The sequence below is a fragment of the Paenibacillus phytorum genome (genome assembly GCF_013141715.1).
GTDB classification, from domain to species: domain Bacteria; phylum Bacillota; class Bacilli; order Paenibacillales; family NBRC-103111; genus Paenibacillus_E; species Paenibacillus_E phytorum.
In genome coordinates this window covers 12,102-28,976 of sequence record NZ_WHOA01000115.1, presented here as the reverse complement: position 1 = coordinate 28,976, position 16,875 = coordinate 12,102, and the positions used below count along the sequence as shown (strand labels likewise).

The window sequence follows — 16,875 nt, the reverse complement described above, 5'->3', positions numbered from 1 at the left end:
TTGACGTTTTGCTTCATTTAAGCTGCTGACATGCCGATGAACGATGCACAAGAAAAGTTGACATTTACTGTACAAAGTATTTTTGCTAGGATAAATAAATACAATGCACGTTAACGCATTAACACGGAGGAGAAATGCAATGCTTGCACCAGAAAGGCATCGATTAATATTATTGGAACTGGAATCAAAGGGGCAAGTCACCGTTGTGGAATTGAAGTCGATGTTGCAAGTTTCCCTTGATACGGTTCGCAGGGATCTTGAGCGGTTAGAGCAAGAGGATAAGCTTCAGCGCGTACATGGAGGAGCCGTTTCCAAAAGAGATGAGTTAGCTACGAATCAAGTGTTCATTAAACGTAAAATTACGCAAAACGAAAGGAAGCAGGAATTAGCCGCGTATGCTGTCGAACTGGTGAGGGAGTATCAAGCTGTTTCTCTCAATGCCGGCACGACGAATATCGAGGTTGCCAAGCGGCTCGCCGCTCGCTTCGAAAAACTCACGGTCTTAACAAATTCCCTTCGCATCGCGGATATTTTGTCCCAGAAAAAGGGCTTCACGGTTATTATTCCGGGAGGCTATCTGAATCATGAGGAGTTCTCCTTGTATGGGCGCTCGATTGAGGAAGAAATAATGAATTTCAATATCGACCTTGCATTCATCAGTATCAATGCGATTTCCCTTGAGAAAGGGTTGACTGATTTCCGCCAGGGTGAGGCTGAGGTCATCAATGCGATGCTAAAGAGCGCCAAGCGGAAGATCGTGGTTGCGGATTCGAGCAAATTCGAAACCGTATCTTATCTTAATATTTGCGGATTGGATCAGATTGATTCAATTGTAACGGATTCTTTTATGGATAGGGACATGCTGGACGCCTATAAAAAACATAATATCTCTATCATAAACGCAAGCTTATCGTAGCTTGCGTTTTTATTATGTTTTCCCAGTGTTAAAAACAGCAAATAACAGCATATATATGTTAAATACACGTAAAATATCGCAAAATGTATTGCATTTTTGCGTCATTTCAATCTATAATTGGAACTATCAAAGGCAACAAGAAATGAGGAATCAAGATGACGTATAAGGAACGCATTAAGGCAGTTATTTTCGATTGGGCCGGCACAGTGATTGATTACGGTTGCTTCGCGCCTATGCATGCATTTATTCAAACTTTTGAAGAAGCAGGGGTACCGATCACGATTCGGGAAGCAAGAATTCCAATGGGTCTTCTGAAATGGGATCATATTCACACAATTTTGCAGATGGAAAGAGTAAAGAGTGAGTGGTTTGCAACATTCGGTAAGGAACCTGTCAAGGAAGATGTTGATCGTCTCTATGTTCGATTCGAAGCCGTTTTGATGGAATCGTTGCAAATGTATACGGATCCGATTCCGGGAGCTTTAGAAACGGTGAAACAGCTTCGCGAAGCGGGGATTGCCATTGGTTCTACGACTGGTTACACATCAGGCATGATGGCAGTCATCGTACCGGAAGCGAAGCGAAAAGGTTATTCACCCGACTTCATGATAGCTTCTGATCAAGTAAAGGCAGGACGGCCTTATCCATATATGATATTTCAGAACTTAGTCGAGCTTGGCATATATCCTCCAAAATCAGTCATTAAGGTTGGAGATACGGTTTCCGACATGCATGAAGGCAGGAATGCCGGGGTTTGGACGGTCGCTGTCATACTAGGAAGCAGTGAGCTTGGCTTAACACAGGCTGAAGCACAGAGCATGCATGAGGATGAACTCGCTGAACGAATGAATCAAACGAGATTAACGTTTGAGCAGGCAGGGGCAGACTATATTATCGGATCAATCGCTCAGCTTCCGGCTGTTATTGAGGAACTTGAGCGCAGCGGCTTGGAGAGGGTAATGAGATGAACCAATTTTATAATCCGGTAGCTGTATCCTTCGGAGCGGCCTCGGCGGAAGCATTCGCCGACTTGTTTAACAAACGCTATCCAGACATCAAGAGAGTATTGCTTCTTACGAGGGGGGCGGGCGTTGAGAAGAGCGATTGTTTACAGTCTGTCATGAACATACTTTCCTTGAAAGAAACTACCTTGATTGAAGTAACCTTGAATAATCCCAATGTTGCAGATATTTTGAAGCTGAAAAGGGAGATTGGGCCCTTGGACTATGAACTTATTGTGGCAATTGGCGGAGGCAGTGTCATGGATGCAGCCAAAGTTTTGTCGGCCTTGCAGAACAAGACTTATCAAACAGTAGCCGAAGTTCGAGAAGCGATTACAAGTGAGCGTTACCGGGAGGAGCCCTATTTTACTCCATGGATTGGGATACCGACGACATCGGGAACAGGTTCTGAGGTCACCTGCTGGGCGACGGTTTGGGACGAAGAATACGGCAGCAAATATTCAGTTACCGATGAACGGCTGTATGCTAGCGCAACTTTAATTCTTCCGGAGTTGACCGTTACGATGCCGCTGCGTTTAAGCGTTGCTACTGCACTGGATGCCTTGTGCCATGCAACCGAAGCGTATTGGTCCGTTCATACCAATGCAATTACCAGAGTTTACTCGCTCCAAGCGATCGAACGAATTCAGCGAACACTTCCATTATTAATTGAGCAACCGGAGAACTTGGTTTGGAGAGAACAGTTGTCCTTGGCAAGTTTGCTGGCTGGATTGGCTTTTAGCAACACGAGAACAACAGCTTGCCACTCTATATCTTATCCGCTTACGATGCTTTATGGCATTGATCATGGTATTGCCGCCAGCCTAACATTAGCTTCAATTATGAGGCATAACCTTGATGCATTAATAGAACCGGAAAAGTTAATGCAAGCATTTGGAGCAGCGAACGTGGATGAAGTGGATAATTTCATTCGAAGTATTTATGACATATATGGGGTGTCAAGCCGTCTTAGCCAATATGGCGCTACAGTCGAAGGAATCCGTAATATTGTTTCTCTTTCGTACACGAAGGGAAGAATGGATAATAATCCCGTTGAAATATTGCCTGAAGAACTCGAACGTATACTCGTTTCATTATTATAGGAGCTGTATGTTAAATCAATTAATAGGGAGGCTTTTTAAAATGAAAAAAATATTAACGCTCATGATTTCTTTATCTCTAGTAGCAGTAACAGCAGGTTGCGGTACGAAAGCTGGGGAAGCACAGAACGGATCAGCAGCTGTTAAGACGAAAGATACTCTCACCATTGCGTGGTATCCCAATGAATCCGGTGCAGAAATGAAAAGCACTCGGGACGAAATTGGAAAAGTTGTTGCAGCCGCGACTGGAAAAAAGGTGGAACACAAAACAACGACAGACTATACGATTGCGATTGAAGCCATTGCCAGCGGCAGTGCGGACATTGTCTACACGGGAGCGCAAGGCTATGTCGAAGCTAATAAAAAGAACCCGAAGGTTCAACCGCTGGTTATTCCGAGCGGAGAGTCAGGGACACTGGAGGATGCGGTTTACTATAGCTGGTTAAACGTGCGTAAAGGTGAGGAGCAAGCCTATAAAAGCGGCGACGGATTTTCGATTGAAAATATTGCCGGCAAAAAGTTTTCGTTCGTATCCAATTCCTCCACATCCGGATTTAAAATTCCTTCTGCCGGCATCGTTAATTATTTTAGCAAAAAAGACAAGAATAAGAATTTGACCACCGATGATTTAATTCTAGGGGGTAAGGATAATTTCTTTAGCGAAGTGCTTTTCGGAGGAACCCACCAAGGTTCGGCCATGAATCTGTTGACCGGTAAAGCTGATGTAGCAGCCTTCTGTGATACTTGCGTTGCGAACTATGTCGAGCTGAGCTCAGGAAAGGCCAACACAGCAGGAGCGGTATATAAAGTGAAGCAGGGTGCAAGTGAACCGTTCAACACGATGATTGGCAAAGAATTTACGCTTATTTCCGTTACGCCAGTACTGAATCAGCCATTTGCCATTAACACAGGTACGATAAGCGCAGAGGACAAGAAGAAACTAGTGGATACATTTACATCCGATGCGGTAACGAATAACCCTCTGATCTTCCTGCCTAAAGACTCGAAGGAGACAGGCATGTTCAAACAAAAGAGCGGTAAAGAAAAATTTCTGATCGTGGATGACGGGTTCTTCAATCCGGTCAGAATGCTGTCCAACTAATGGTAGGAAGCAATGCAAAACCGATTAAGGGAGCAACTATGACAACGTTATTGGAATTCAAGAAGGTATCAAAGCAGTATGGTACGGATACAAGAGCGTTAACAGATGTTAATTTCACTGTAAGAAAAGGGGAGTTTGTGTCAATTATCGGCCCGTCAGGGGCCGGTAAGTCGACGCTGCTTCGCTGTATTAACCGTATGATTGATGCAAATAGTGGAGAAATTATATTTGATGGCAGTAATATTCTTGAGTTTAAGAAGAGTGGGCTAAAACGACTGCGAAGTCAGATGGGAATGGTATTCCAACATTATAATTTAGTGAACAGACTATCTGTTTTCGAAAATGTCCTGCACGGGCGTCTTGGTTATAAGTCTACACTGGAGGGAGTTCTTGGGATTTACTCTAAAGAAGAGAAACGTCAAGCCTATGCTATTTTGAAAACGCTCGGACTGGAAGAGCAGGTCTATAAGCGGTGCGATCAACTGAGCGGTGGACAAAAGCAGAGGGTTGGGATTGCCAGGGCACTTGTGCAGAATCCCCAAATGCTGCTCTGCGATGAGCCGATTGCATCCCTAGATCCAAACGCCTCCAAGGTAATCATGGACCATCTGCGTAATATTTCTACCACTATGGGTATCACGGTTATTGTTAACTTGCATCAAGTGGATACAGCGCTGAAGTATTCAGACCGGATACTTGGCGTGAACAAGGGATCTATCGTTTACGACGGCCCTCCAACAGGGATCGATCGCGAGCAGTTGGCAAGTATTTACGGCACGGAGTTTCAGGAGCATCAGGAGGAGCAAGAGCATCTGGAGGGCCGCTATGCAACAACCTAATTTCTTTGCCAAAAAGCGAATGAATACGCTGTTGTTTTGCGCCTTATTACTAGTAATGACGCTAATCGCTGTTATGATTACGAACTATAACGTTATCAAAGGCTTTACTTCTATACCAAAAGCTGCCGAATGGGCCTTCAGCAACTTTTATCCGAACGAAAAGGCGTTGAAACGGCTTCCCGTTATTATCAGCAGCCTATCCGAGACAGTACTTGTATCTATTGCAGCAACCACAGTAGCAGCCTTGTTTGCATTGATGTTCGCTATCGCAGGCTCCAATACGACGGGGACAGGAGGAGTGTTCAGCTTTGTAAGCCGATCGATCGCGACGATATTTCGCAATATTGATGTCGCTGCATGGTCTATGATTTTGCTGATTTCTTTTGGCCAAAATGTGCTGACAGGATATTTCGCGCTTTTCTTTGGCTCCTTTGGCTTTTTGACTCGTGCCTTCACGGAGTCGATCGATGAAGTAAGCAGCAGCTCTGTAGAGGCATTAAAATCCACGGGAGCTAGTTATTTTTCCATCATATTTCAATCCGTGATTCCATCCTGCATTCCCCAACTGATCAGTTGGATCTTGTTCATGATGGAAACAAACATCCGTCAGGCCACTTTAATCGGTATTTTGACCGGCACCGGTATTGGTTTTCTTTTCAGCTTGTATTACAAAAGTCTTAATTACAGCGCTGCTTCTTTAATCGTCCTCGTCCTTGTCCTTGCTATTTTTTCCATAGAAACGGTTTCTAACTATCTAAGGAAGGTGATTTTGTAAAATGAGACTTCAAGCGAACTTGATAGATGCCTCTGACAAAGACACTGGCAGTGACATGCGCATGGATGATGAACTAAAAATGAAAAAGCCATTCAACAAACAAGCGATGGCGATCCGGCTCACCTTGGCTGCGTTGGCCGTATTGACGCTGTTTGCCTTTGCGACCTTTAACTATAAGGACATTCAGTTTTTAGATGCCATCTTATCGACAGCCCATACGGTTAAAACCATGTTCTTTCAGCCGCTCTTAAGACACCTTTCTTTTATAGAGGCAGTTAAACATTTGATTATTACTCTGGGACTTGCATTTCTAACGACATTGTTCGGCGCCATCATCGCCTTGGTCCTAGGCTTATTGGCCGCCAACAATCTATCCAATCCTAAACTGTCCATTGCAATTAAAGGCGCTGTTGCTTTTATAAGAGCGGTTCCAACTGTGCTATGGGTGTTGATTTTTGCGGTTGCAGCGGGACTGGGCAGTGTAGCAGCGGTCATCGGAATGACGTTCCATTCGGTTAGTTATCTCGTGAAAACGTACTCGGAATCATTCGAGGAGTTAGATGAAGGGGTTATTGAAGCATTAAAGGCAAGCGGCGCCAATTGGGTTCAAATCGTGTTTCAAGCCGTTCTGCCTTCGTCTATTACTTATTTAATCTCATGGACATTTATGCGATTTGAGATCAACTTTGCCGTAGCGTTGGCTATGGGGGCCGCAGCTGGTGCTGGAGGAATCGGGTATGATATGTTTATGGCCAGCAGCTATTATTATGATGTGAGGGAAATTGGAGCTATAACGTATCTCATTCTAACGTTTGCTATCCTGCTTGAGCTAATGGCTGGAAGGATAAAGAAGAAGTTAAGGCTTCAGGCGTGAATATGAACATATAAGTCTAAATAGGCTTACAACTAAATGCTTCCTGAAAAGGAGCGACATTCTGTGGGGGGCATGGTGGCCTAAGCTAAGTCAAACTAACGGATGGGCTCTAAGGCACCAAAGTTGATCGACCTTCCTCACAGCCGTATTAGGAGTATTAGCACATTTTATCCTCTGTGGTGCAGCGCTGGTGTTGTACTGCATGAATGGGTAACGGAGAACAATAGTTCAATTTCGAAAGAGCTGCCATCCGGCAGCTCTTTGTAGCACTTGCAGCATTTGGAGGGCTGAAGAAAACGCGGAAAGACGTGTCCTTGCATGATCCCATCGGAACGGACAAAGAGGGGAATGAAATCACCTTGATCGACATCCTCGGGACGGAAGCGGATGATGTTGTAGATAAGGTGCAGCTCAAGATAGAGAAGAGCAAAATCTATCGTAATCTGGAGATCTTGGATGATCGAGAGAAGGAAGTTGTGGTTGGGCGATTTGGGCTTGAGCTTGGCGGGGAAGAGCGGACTCAGCGGGAGATTGCGAAGGAGCTCGGGATATCGCGCTCATATGTGTCGCGGATTGAGAAGCGGGCGCTCATGAAGCTTTATCATGAATTTTATAAGGCGAAGCGGTAAGGATAATGGATCTCATACTTCATTTATTTGGCATCAGATAATGGAGGCGAAGGGAATGACCCTAATCCAAATCGAGCATGTGAGCAAGTATTATGTTATGGGTGGGGAAACGATTCGTGCCTTAGATGATATTTCCCTGGAAATCAATCACGGCGAGTTCGTAGCGATTATGGGCCCGTCGGGGTCGGGAAAGTCGACGCTGATGAATATCATTGGGTGTTTGGATGTTGCAGATCAAGGAGCTTTTTTGCTGGATGGGAAGGCAATTAATCAGCTCAAGGATGCTCAATTGGCTGAGATTCGGAATCGGAAGATCGGTTTTGTTTTCCAGAGCTTCAATCTGCTTTCGAGATTAAATGCTTTCGAGAACGTCGAACTCCCGTTGATATATCGCGAAATGAGCAAGAAAGAGCGAGAGCCACTTGTCATGGAGGCTTTGGAAGCAGTGGACTTAGTGGATCGCAGATGGCATCTGCTCTCTGAGTTATCCGGTGGGCAGCAACAGCGGGTTGCGATTGCAAGAACGTTAGCGGGAGATCCGGCAATTATTTTGGCGGATGAGCCGACGGGAGCACTGGATTCGAAGACGGGCGCGGAGATTTTGGAGATTTTCAAGAGGTTGAATGAGCAGGGAAGGACGATTGTTTTGATTACGCATGACCTGGCTATTGCGCAGCAGGCGAAGCGTGTTGTGCATTTTCGGGATGGGCGGTTGAATGAGGATCAATTACCTTAACTAAATGATATGCAAAGCTTACTCTCTTGCATGTTAATTTTTCAAATTGTCCTATTATATTATGGATGGGTTTCTTGGAGGCTCACGAAGTCCTGTTGTATCAATTTCATCCTTAGATACACATTGGCGGTTCAGGATGAGCAAACTGACGACGGCTTTGTTACGGAGCTTGTACAACGGGTTAACACTTGCTTCGGATAGGTTTCAAACTCATTGAAATCAGAAAAGAATTCAATAACTAGCAGACTTTAAAAAAGGTATACTTCCTCATGTTTCGATGAGAGTATACCTTTTTGTTGTTTAGGATATTGTCTTCTGGAGTAGGCCAGCTCACGTTTTGTTTTTATCAATCTTATATTGAGACAACGATACGCCGAAACGCTTTTTGAAAATGGTATAAAAATAGTTTGTCTCTTCCAAACCGCATTGATCTAAAATTTGCTTGGTTGAAAGATTGCTGTTGTCCAGCAGTTGTTTGACATGATTCATTCGTACGTCAGTAATATACTCTGAAACGGATTTACCTGTAGCATCTTTGAATAGTTTTCCCAAATAAACGTTTGACATTTGAAATTCGTCGGAGATAATACGTAGATTTAAGTTATTATCACGGTATTGTTCCTCGATCACCTTTATGATTCTTGAAATAATCGAACTGTGTTTATTATGTTTATTTTGTTCCATGACGCGAATGATTTCGGAAAATAGGGATGAAAAGGTTTCATGAATTTCTTCAATGGTTTCAAACTGCTCAATATTTCTGGAAACAGTCTGAAATAGTTCTGATTTTCGAAATTCATGACTCTCCAAAATAATGTTAAAGGTTGTTCTCAACATGAAGCTGAGCTGCATAATGGACGAAAGCAAGTTTTCATAAGTCGTTCCGGAAAGTTGGCTAATAAAGTCGGAATACGCTTCCTTGGCTTTGTCCAAATGGCCTAATTTCAAGGAGTCAAGCAGCAATTTGGCCTTACTCTCGGGAAAGGAAATTAGTGTATCCATGATCGAACTTCGAAAAGTTGGAAGCAGGAAGCTGCCGTGACCTGCAATGATCCGATACGAAGATAGTGCCAATGTATCGGAATAAGATTCATTGAGTTGCAAGTAGGAATAGACAGGGCTGCTTAGAGTTGCGGAAAACGAGAGTTTCAGGTACTGATTTACAGCTTTTTGTGCTAATTCGATAAGCCCCTTTAAGGCACATTCTGTATTTTCAACATTCTCTGAGGGACTGATTTCCAACAGCAACAGAAGCTGATCGTTTTCCAGGTAAATGGTCTCTAGTTTATATTCCTCTGACACGATTTCATTAACGATGTTAGCAATGCCGAACTTTAAGAGCCAACGGTCTTTTTCATTAAATAGGTCGAGGAAATCGCGATAGTTGTCCAGACGAAGAAGTAACAACCTGAGTGGGCCATTTAGATTCAAATGTATGCCAAGCTCTTTTTGAGAGACCCGCAACGCTTCTTGATCAACGTACCGGATACCAAACAGTATATCTTGCAGCCATTTGTTTTTTAAGGGAGCGAGCTGTTCTCTTTGTTTGTTTTCCCATTCGTTATTTTTCGAAATCATTTCTTTGAAAACGTTTTGCAGAAAATAAATGTCATTTGTCGGATGATCCTTTTGATGAGCGTTTGTGAGATGCTCTCTAACGGTCTCTACAAGTCTGCCGACAGGAACATAAAGCGATCTTGACATGATGAACGAGAAAAATAAACCGAGACCCAGGATCGTTAGGCATATCCAAAGTGTAGAGGTTTTGAACGAATCAACTACGCCAACAAATGTTGCATATGAAGTTAAACTAATAAATTTCCATTTTGGTTTATCGGAAGAAACAAAGGTAACTTGATAATCTTGACCATTCAGGTTCGTCTTAAAGCTTCCCGATTCTTGGTCAGCTGCAAGTAAAGTTTGGATATACGATTCTTGTTTCGCGCTGTGCAGAAACATGCTTTCTGATGTATGGTTCACAATCGTTCCTTTGGAATCGATCACGATAATTTCGTTGCCGGAACCTGCCATCTTGGCATTCAATGAAGCGATCAGATCCCGAAGCACACTTGCTTTGATATTGATGATAGTCGCAATGCGCGAAGATGGATTCTTTTCCAGACTGTCGAGCATGATATAGGTGTATACATTAGCAAGTTCCGAAACTGTTGCGGCTTGGGGGTTTGGAATTTTTCTGGCAATAGGCATTTCGGGAAATGAGTCTTTGTTCACTGTTTGCAACAATGATACAATGTCTTGATCGTAGAAATCTTCTTTTGTATAAAAATTGCCCGTCTCTGTGGATACGATACGGTTCAATGCGAGATTGATCGTATATACGGAGTGCACATAATCGTGCGGAAGTGAAAGGCTATCAAGGTTGCGCAATGCTGCTCCGAGCGTAACCATATCGTTATCCGTATTATGCAGCAAAACGGATGTATAAGGGCTCATGATAACGGTATTTATAAATTTGCTAACCAAAGTATCCATGTACTTCATGCTGTAGCTGGTTTGAGACAGGATTGAAGTATTCATTCGGTTGATATTATCCAAAGAAGCCGAAAAGAAATTTCGATAGAGAAGCGATGATAGTCCTATAATCAATAAAGTAACCGTTATCGTAAGAGTTAACAACATTTTTGCAAATAAGGTCTTGCGAGGAGATTTATGAGGGATTTTCATGCTAGAGTTAACCTCCTTAAAGATAGTTTATTGTACTTCTCACTTCTCCAAGACCTTGGTTTTATCCTTCATAGAGTTTTCAAGAACTATACAATTTGTAGAAAAATGCATTTTTTGGTGGACTGAATAATTTAAATTACTGAAAAATAGTTATTATAATTTCCATTGCAGGATTAAACTTGATGAGAAAAGGGAGTTCAAGCGGTCTGAATTGATTTTGGCAATCCTGTTTGTTGCAGCATCATTAATTTCAGGATGTGACTCCAAGGAACCAGCAAAGATACTGGAATAACTGATCAAGTTCGGGCAACGGACCATCCAAGTCAGAAAGATCTGCCGCAAGTAGAATTGGTTTATTACTTCCCTTCCCCCACAGCAAAAGGATTTGTTACAGATTAATTAAACCCAAAATAAATGCCACAGTTAAGTTTTGATCATGATTGACCTTGGGAATTATGATCAGAAGATGAACTTGATGATTGCTTCGGATGGCAAGTTGTACGGTGTGATCAACTACCAGATTATGGCTACCAGCTATGGATTCGATGTACAGAAGGAACTCGCTGATAAATATCACTTTGATTGGAAGAATGCAAAAACATATTATTTGATCTTATGGAAAACGGAGAACGTTGCATCTGATGCGGCTGAAAAGTGGGATCAATTGAATAAAACTTCCGATTTATCTCCAATCCTTGGTTTTACTTTTAATACGGAAGCTGTCAAATCGGAAATCGCGCAGTGCCAAGCCGTGATCGATCAATATTTATCAGCACTGACGACAGGAACGGCTGATCCTGACAAAATTCAATATTGAACTAAAAGTCTTCAAACCCACTCGGGTTTTGGAGACTTTTTCATTTTCTGGAGGTGTGGGCAAAATTATTGATGAGAAACAAAAACAACTGGATTCGTGGAAAGTGGCAAATAAATAGATGCAATGTCTGAATGTCGTTAGCTGGTATCTCAAAAGGAGTGCTTCCTGCCGGACGTTCTATTTCGTATCATCAACCGCAGATTTTAGAGAAAAATAAAAAAAAGTAGACGCACGTTCTCCAAATTTTGAAGAATTCATGTATTTTTGTTGTTCAGGATATACGTTCACATTGCTTATGATAGCGATACGATGGAAACTAAGGGGGCAACTAAATGATTACTCAGAGGCGAAATTATCGTAAGTATAGATGGGGCTACCACCTACGTTGTGTCGACGTACTAGGCGGGCTTTAATCAAGGAAGAAGCGGCAATTAATTGGTTAAGGGACAGTCCCTTATTTTTATTTTGCAGAAAATGAAGGCAACCTGTGCGATCGACAGTAGAGGAAAATGAGATGAAATAGGAATTGGAAAAGATGCGCAGACGAGTTGAAAATCGATGATGATTGAGAGTGTGTTCATATTCTTAGATATTTTTATCGTTTTTTCGGATAGTTGCACTGACGACATTTCATTAAGATGATTATACAACACAAACATTAGATTTAGAGGCGTAGGAATGAAAAGATTTTTTACAGCTGCAGTAACAGCAAGCTGTAACTAGTGATCACTGCTTGCTCAAGCTCGCCGATTGCTGAAACTGGCGCTGCTTCAAGTTCCCCTACCAAAGAAGGAGGCAAAGGGAGCATCCAATTCCCTGTCGTTTATACATCGAAGACTTCGGAGAGCTTCTAAGAAGGATTGAAGCCGAAAAGGAAAAACCATTGGGTATCGGTTATAACTCCCAAACAACAGTTTTTTGAACCGTATAATCCAGAAAATGAGAGCGCTATTATAAACTCGGATGAAATACTGAGGGATCAATTACTTGAAACAAAGTTATTCCTATGGCGCTTTTAGTGAACAAGAAGCTGATTGGCGATATTAAAATTGAAGGCTATGAGGCTCTTCTCAATCCGAAGCTAAAAGGCAAGATCGCATTTACTGATCCATCCAAATCGTCAACAGGATTAACTATTATCGCAAACATATTACAGACAGTTGGTGCGTGAGATGAGAATGATGGTATCTCCGGCTATTGTGCAAATCATTAAAGGTGCCAAAAATATGGAAAATGCCAAAAAGCATGCATAGCAGCTAGGAGATCTGTATTACCAAGTGGAAAACTGAAAAAACCATCATCTGAAAAAAGATCTAGGTTGCCACGGTAAGACTCATGTGAATTCCTTCCATGTATTTAACATTTAATGAGAATTTTTATATAAAATATCATTAATCTTAAGAGGTAATTATTCCAAACTATGTTACATTCTAATTGAATGCCGCTTTTTGAAGTGTTTTCCTTCACCAATTAACCTATTTTCTTATTGCTCACAGGATAACATTATAAAGTATCCCCATTTTGCTTTTTAAAGATATTGTAAATGGCGAAAAAGTTCATTTTTTTGTGATAATTGTACATATTTTTAGGATATTCAATATGTAACTAAAAATATAGTATTAAGCCATTAGCATTACTAAAACTGCATGATGCTAGATAAGGTGAAATACTATTTTTGGAGGGAATACAACTTGAAAAAAAGTCTAAAACAGATTATGGGGTCAGGTTTAAGCATTTCTTTATTGGCGGTAAGCGTAGCGGGAGCGGCATCAGCTGCTGATACGACAACTGCAACAACTGCAACAACTGCGACAACGGCGCAATCCAAGAACTTGATTGTTCTTATCGGCGACGGCATGGGGCCGGCAGAAGTAACAGCAGCAAGGTATTACTCCAAAAAGTTTTTAAATAAAGACCGTCTAGAACTGGATGGTTATTATGTGGGAAAAGCAACTACATTCTCGCAATCAGGCCCGTACACAACGGAGTCCGGAGCGGTAACAGACTCATCAGCAGCAGCAACAGCCTTCTCAACTGGAAATAAAACGTACAATAACGCGGTCAGCGTATCAAACGGTGAGGTTGCAAAGCCGTATGGTTCAGTGGTTGAAGCGGCTATTAAACAAGGTAAAGCAACGGGTCTCGTAACAACAGATGTTATTGCTGGGGCAACACCATCTGTGTGGGCTTCCCACGTTCGTCAACGCGGTAATCAAAATGCCATTGTTTCCCAATACCTGAATAGCGGTGTAAACGTTTTCTTTGGCGGTGGTAAAACTAACTTCATTACGAAGGATGAGAAAGGTAAGCGTACGGACAAAAACATCATTCCTGATTTTGAAGCGAAAGGCTATAAAACAGCTTATGATAAAGCTGGATTAGATGCAATTCCGGCAACTGCAGGCAATGCTCTTGGACTTTTTGCTCTTGATGCAATTCCTTATGTGCTTGATCGTGATGATAAAACGCCTACCTTACCACAATTGACCCAAAAAGCACTCGATATCTTATCGCAAAATAAAAATGGCTTCGTCCTGATGGTGGAAGCCGGTCGTATCGACCATGCTGGACATGGGAATGACCTTCCTACAAACATTCAGGAGACGCTGGAATTGGATGCTACGTTAAAAACAATAGTTGATTTCGCGAAAAAAGACGGCAATACATCCGTTGTTGCAACAGCTGACCATGAAACAGGCGGTTTGTCGCTCGGTAGAGACAACGTGTATGAATTGAATGTGGATCTTTTTAACAAAGCGAAGCACTCTACTGATTATTTGGACGCGAGTTTGAAAGCAGCACAAACGGCGGATGATGTTCGTGAAATTGTTGCGGATAACGTGGGGTTCACGGATTTGTCCGATGATGAAGTTGCCCTTATTCTTAAAGGCGACGGTACATCTAGCGGTCGTGGCGGCGGCTACAACGCAGTCGTTTCCAAACGTCTGGGTGTTGGCTGGACAGGACATGGTCATACAGGCGTTGACGTAGGTGTATGGGCTTACGGTCCGATCGCTTCCCTTGTAAAAGGCGATATCGATAACACGGATATTGCTAAAAGTGGCGCTAAAGTGATCGGCGCTGATCTGACTGCAGTGACGAACGAACTGCAAGATAAATATTTGTACCCGCTTTTCAAAGTAACTCGTGATAGCAAAACGTTGTTAGCAGCAAGATCCCTTGCTGAAGCATTAGACATTAAAGTAACTTGGGACGAAACAACGAAAACGGTTGTCCTTGCTAAAGATAGCCAGCAATTATCGGTTAACGTTGAAACTGGCGCCATGAAGGAAAATGGTGCAGCAAGCGCATTGGTAGGTAATGTGGACAATGGTAAGTTGTATCTGACCCTAGAAGCATTCAATAAGTTGACAGGTAAAAGCTTCACATGGGATTCGGCTAGCGAGCGTATTCTGATAAACTAGCAGATTAGGTAAAAGAATGGACAGGGGATAACGCTACCCTTGTCCTCTTTTCCTATTTTAGACCAATGGACTTGGAGGACAGTTATGATTGAGATAAAGGGGATTTCTAAGTCTTTCACAATTCATGGAAAAAGCTTGCCTATTTTGAGCGTTTCTAAGTGGCAGGTCCAGCAAGGGGATAGATTGGCTCTACTAGGGCCGAGTGGAAGTGGGAAAAGCACACTGCTGCATTTGCTCAGTGGTGTGATGCAGCCTGATCAAGGTGAAATTTGGGTAAATGGTTTGCCGCTCCATACGTATTCGGAAAGCAAACGGGATCGTTATAGAGCGGAGCATGTAGGCTACATTTTTCAAGATTTCCACTTGATTTCATCTTTGACCGCCAAACAAAACGTGGAACTTATTGTTCCACAAGACTGGACGAAGAAGATGACCAAAGATCAGGTAGATTATTGGTTTGAAAGAGTCGGACTGAAGGATCGTCAGCATCATCTGCCTTCTGAACTTTCTCGCGGTCAGCAGCAAAGGGCTGCGATTATACGTGCGATCATAGCGAAGCCGCAGCTTATATTAGCTGATGAGCCTACAGGCAGCCTGGATTGGGAAACTGCGGGGGATATCATGTCCCTGCTGCTGGACATATGTGAAGCGGAGAAGATGACATTGTTAACCGTCACGCATGATTTGCATTTAGCTGATATGTATCCTGCACGAGTTCATATTCAAGATATCAATGAATTACCGAGGAGAGAAGCGGTATGAAGTTAATCATCCTATTGTGGCATAATGTTATTCACCGCAAAATGCTTTCTCTTCTCACGATTTTCTCCGTTGCTGTGACGGTAGCTCTTGTTGTCTTCCTACTGCTCTGTAGTAATGGGGTCGAACAAGGAGCAGAGAAGGGATATGGTCCCTTTGAAGTGACGATTGGCGCAAAGGGAAGTGCCTCTCAGCTGGCTCTGAACACGTACTATCATATCGGTGCTCCGACAGGTAATGTTCCATATTCGCTTCTGGAAGAAGTGAGCAAAGATGAGTTCGTTGATCGTGCTTACGCAATGACGACAGGAGATAACTATAACGGTTTTCCGATTGTCGGGATGGAACCCGAATATTTCGCCACTCGCTATGGGGCTGATAAGCAAATGGCTCAGGGGAAATTATACGATAAGCTTGGCGATACCATTGTCGGCGCACATGTAGCTAATTCGCTAGGGCTTCATGTTGGGGATAAGTTTCAAGGCGCACATGGACTGGTTCAAGGAGAGGTGGATGACGATGGAGATGCAGCGGACGAACATGATCAGCATCATAGTTTCACCTACACCGTTGTGGGTATTTTGCCTCCTCTGATGACTTCAGACGATCGAGCTGTCTTCACAACACTTGATTATGCATGGGCGGTTCATGAGAGTCAGCAAGGGGATAAGAAGGAAGTTACAACGATTTTGGTCAAACCAAAGTCACTGTTGGGTGCGCAGTCGATTAAAACGAAGTTCGGACAAATAAGCAATGTGCAGGCGATCTATACAAGTAAAGCAGTTGCTGATGTCGTGAATGTCGTAGATAAAGGAACACAAGCGTTGAGTGTTGTAACTGTGATCTGTATTTTGCTTGCTGCAGGCTCCATTGTGCTCTCTCTGATTGCCGCTGTAAATGAGCGCAAAAAAGATGTTGGTTTACTTCGACTCATTGGAAAATCAAAGAGATTCATTTGGGTTTCACTGATCGGGGAGGGGATTCTCTTGACCTTCATCGGATTGATATTCGGTATTTTTGTAGGTCATGCCGGAGGATATTTAAGTCGCGAAGCTGTATTTGAGTACTCTGGCTTACAAATTCAAACATGGCATTTCATGCCGGGAGAGGGGCTGCTCGTCGTGGGAACCTTATTGATCGGTGTTCTTGCGTCCGTAGGACCCGCACTTCAAGCTTATCGCGTGGACCCATTGCAATTATTTAAGTCTTGAGGTGGT

At 42.9% G+C, this 16,875-nt stretch carries 14 protein-coding genes and 1 pseudogene; 14 read left to right on the top strand and 1 reads right to left on the bottom strand.

Annotation, left to right across the window (positions count from 1 at the left end; translation table 11 throughout):
- Positions 1-139 precede the first annotated feature (139 nt).
- The 9 genes and pseudogenes from GC098_RS17005 (at position 140) to GC098_RS16965 (ending at position 7,972) form a co-directional block, all read left to right on the top strand.
- Positions 140-916, top strand: a complete 777-nt coding sequence (locus GC098_RS17005) for a DeoR/GlpR family DNA-binding transcription regulator (RefSeq protein WP_171644313.1) — start codon at positions 140-142, stop codon at positions 914-916.
- Between the two features lie 155 nt (positions 917-1,071).
- Positions 1,072-1,884 carry a phosphonoacetaldehyde hydrolase gene (gene phnX, locus GC098_RS17000; RefSeq protein WP_171644312.1) on the top strand — a complete coding sequence of 271 codons (813 nt, stop codon included), beginning with the start codon at positions 1,072-1,074 and terminating at the stop codon, positions 1,882-1,884.
- Entirely contained in the window at positions 1,881-3,020 is a 1,140-nt protein-coding gene (locus tag GC098_RS16995) for a phosphonoacetaldehyde reductase (RefSeq protein WP_171644311.1), read from the top strand. The genes phnX and GC098_RS16995 overlap by 4 nt, the downstream gene beginning before the upstream one ends.
- A 40-nt stretch (positions 3,021-3,060) precedes the next feature.
- A complete protein-coding gene (locus GC098_RS16990; RefSeq protein ID WP_171644310.1) occupies positions 3,061-4,119 on the top strand; it encodes a phosphate/phosphite/phosphonate ABC transporter substrate-binding protein in 1,059 nt (352 codons plus the stop codon).
- Between the two features lie 38 nt (positions 4,120-4,157).
- Entirely contained in the window at positions 4,158-4,958 is an 801-nt protein-coding gene (phnC, locus tag GC098_RS16985) for a phosphonate ABC transporter ATP-binding protein (RefSeq protein WP_171644309.1), read from the top strand.
- A complete protein-coding gene (locus GC098_RS16980) occupies positions 4,945-5,733 on the top strand; it encodes a PhnE/PtxC family ABC transporter permease (RefSeq protein WP_171644308.1) in 789 nt (262 codons plus the stop codon). Before phnC ends, GC098_RS16980 begins: the two co-directional genes overlap by 14 nt.
- 55 nt (positions 5,734-5,788) lie before the next feature.
- Positions 5,789-6,607: a PhnE/PtxC family ABC transporter permease gene (locus GC098_RS16975; RefSeq protein WP_171644358.1), complete on the top strand. Its 819-nt coding sequence runs from the start codon at positions 5,789-5,791 to the stop codon at positions 6,605-6,607.
- A 287-nt stretch (positions 6,608-6,894) separates the two neighbouring features.
- A pseudogene (locus GC098_RS16970) lies at positions 6,895-7,236 on the top strand (sigma-70 family RNA polymerase sigma factor); the annotation flags it as partial.
- 55 nt (positions 7,237-7,291) lie between these two features.
- The gene (locus GC098_RS16965) at positions 7,292-7,972 is read left to right on the top strand and encodes an ABC transporter ATP-binding protein (RefSeq protein ID WP_171644307.1); all 681 of its coding nucleotides are present in this window, start codon (positions 7,292-7,294) and stop codon (positions 7,970-7,972) included.
- Between the two features lie 330 nt (positions 7,973-8,302).
- Here GC098_RS16965 and GC098_RS16960 read toward each other — a convergent pair whose 3' ends face one another.
- Positions 8,303-10,657: a helix-turn-helix domain-containing protein gene (locus tag GC098_RS16960; protein WP_171644306.1), complete on the bottom strand. Its 2,355-nt coding sequence runs from the start codon at positions 10,655-10,657 to the stop codon at positions 8,303-8,305.
- A 436-nt stretch (positions 10,658-11,093) separates the two neighbouring features.
- On the opposite strand from GC098_RS16960, the gene GC098_RS16955 reads away from it, so the two are divergent.
- The 5 genes from GC098_RS16955 to GC098_RS16935 all read left to right on the top strand — a co-directional run bounded on the left by GC098_RS16955 (position 11,094) and on the right by GC098_RS16935 (position 16,869).
- The gene (locus GC098_RS16955) at positions 11,094-11,474 is read left to right on the top strand and encodes a DUF3502 domain-containing protein (protein WP_171644305.1); all 381 of its coding nucleotides are present in this window, start codon (positions 11,094-11,096) and stop codon (positions 11,472-11,474) included.
- Between the two features lie 1,006 nt (positions 11,475-12,480).
- The gene (locus GC098_RS16950; protein WP_171644304.1) at positions 12,481-12,645 is read left to right on the top strand and encodes a type 2 periplasmic-binding domain-containing protein; all 165 of its coding nucleotides are present in this window, start codon (positions 12,481-12,483) and stop codon (positions 12,643-12,645) included.
- A gap of 520 nt (positions 12,646-13,165) precedes the next feature.
- Entirely contained in the window at positions 13,166-14,899 is a 1,734-nt protein-coding gene (locus tag GC098_RS16945; protein ID WP_171644303.1) for an alkaline phosphatase, read from the top strand.
- Between the two features lie 84 nt (positions 14,900-14,983).
- Positions 14,984-15,661, top strand: a complete 678-nt coding sequence (locus GC098_RS16940; RefSeq protein WP_171644302.1) for an ABC transporter ATP-binding protein — start codon at positions 14,984-14,986, stop codon at positions 15,659-15,661.
- The gene (locus GC098_RS16935) at positions 15,658-16,869 is read left to right on the top strand and encodes an ABC transporter permease (protein ID WP_171644301.1); all 1,212 of its coding nucleotides are present in this window, start codon (positions 15,658-15,660) and stop codon (positions 16,867-16,869) included. The genes GC098_RS16940 and GC098_RS16935 overlap by 4 nt, the downstream gene beginning before the upstream one ends.
- Positions 16,870-16,875 lie beyond the last annotated feature (6 nt).

Coding starts and splice junctions, on each gene's coding strand:
- GC098_RS16975 (WP_171644358.1), top strand. CDS start 5,789: ATGCGCATGGATGATGAACTAAAAATGAAAAAGCCATTCAACAAACAA.
- GC098_RS16965 (WP_171644307.1), top strand. CDS start 7,292: ATGACCCTAATCCAAATCGAGCATGTGAGCAAGTATTATGTTATGGGT.
- GC098_RS16950 (WP_171644304.1), top strand. CDS start 12,481: ATGGCGCTTTTAGTGAACAAGAAGCTGATTGGCGATATTAAAATTGAA.
- GC098_RS17005 (WP_171644313.1), top strand. CDS start 140: ATGCTTGCACCAGAAAGGCATCGATTAATATTATTGGAACTGGAATCA.
- phnX (WP_171644312.1), top strand. CDS start 1,072: ATGACGTATAAGGAACGCATTAAGGCAGTTATTTTCGATTGGGCCGGC.
- GC098_RS16960 (WP_171644306.1), bottom strand. CDS start 10,657: ATGAAAATCCCTCATAAATCTCCTCGCAAGACCTTATTTGCAAAAATG.
- GC098_RS16980 (WP_171644308.1), top strand. CDS start 4,945: ATGCAACAACCTAATTTCTTTGCCAAAAAGCGAATGAATACGCTGTTG.
- GC098_RS16990 (WP_171644310.1), top strand. CDS start 3,061: ATGAAAAAAATATTAACGCTCATGATTTCTTTATCTCTAGTAGCAGTA.
- GC098_RS16940 (WP_171644302.1), top strand. CDS start 14,984: ATGATTGAGATAAAGGGGATTTCTAAGTCTTTCACAATTCATGGAAAA.
- GC098_RS16935 (WP_171644301.1), top strand. CDS start 15,658: ATGAAGTTAATCATCCTATTGTGGCATAATGTTATTCACCGCAAAATG.
- GC098_RS16955 (WP_171644305.1), top strand. CDS start 11,094: ATGATTGACCTTGGGAATTATGATCAGAAGATGAACTTGATGATTGCT.
- phnC (WP_171644309.1), top strand. CDS start 4,158: ATGACAACGTTATTGGAATTCAAGAAGGTATCAAAGCAGTATGGTACG.
- GC098_RS16995 (WP_171644311.1), top strand. CDS start 1,881: ATGAACCAATTTTATAATCCGGTAGCTGTATCCTTCGGAGCGGCCTCG.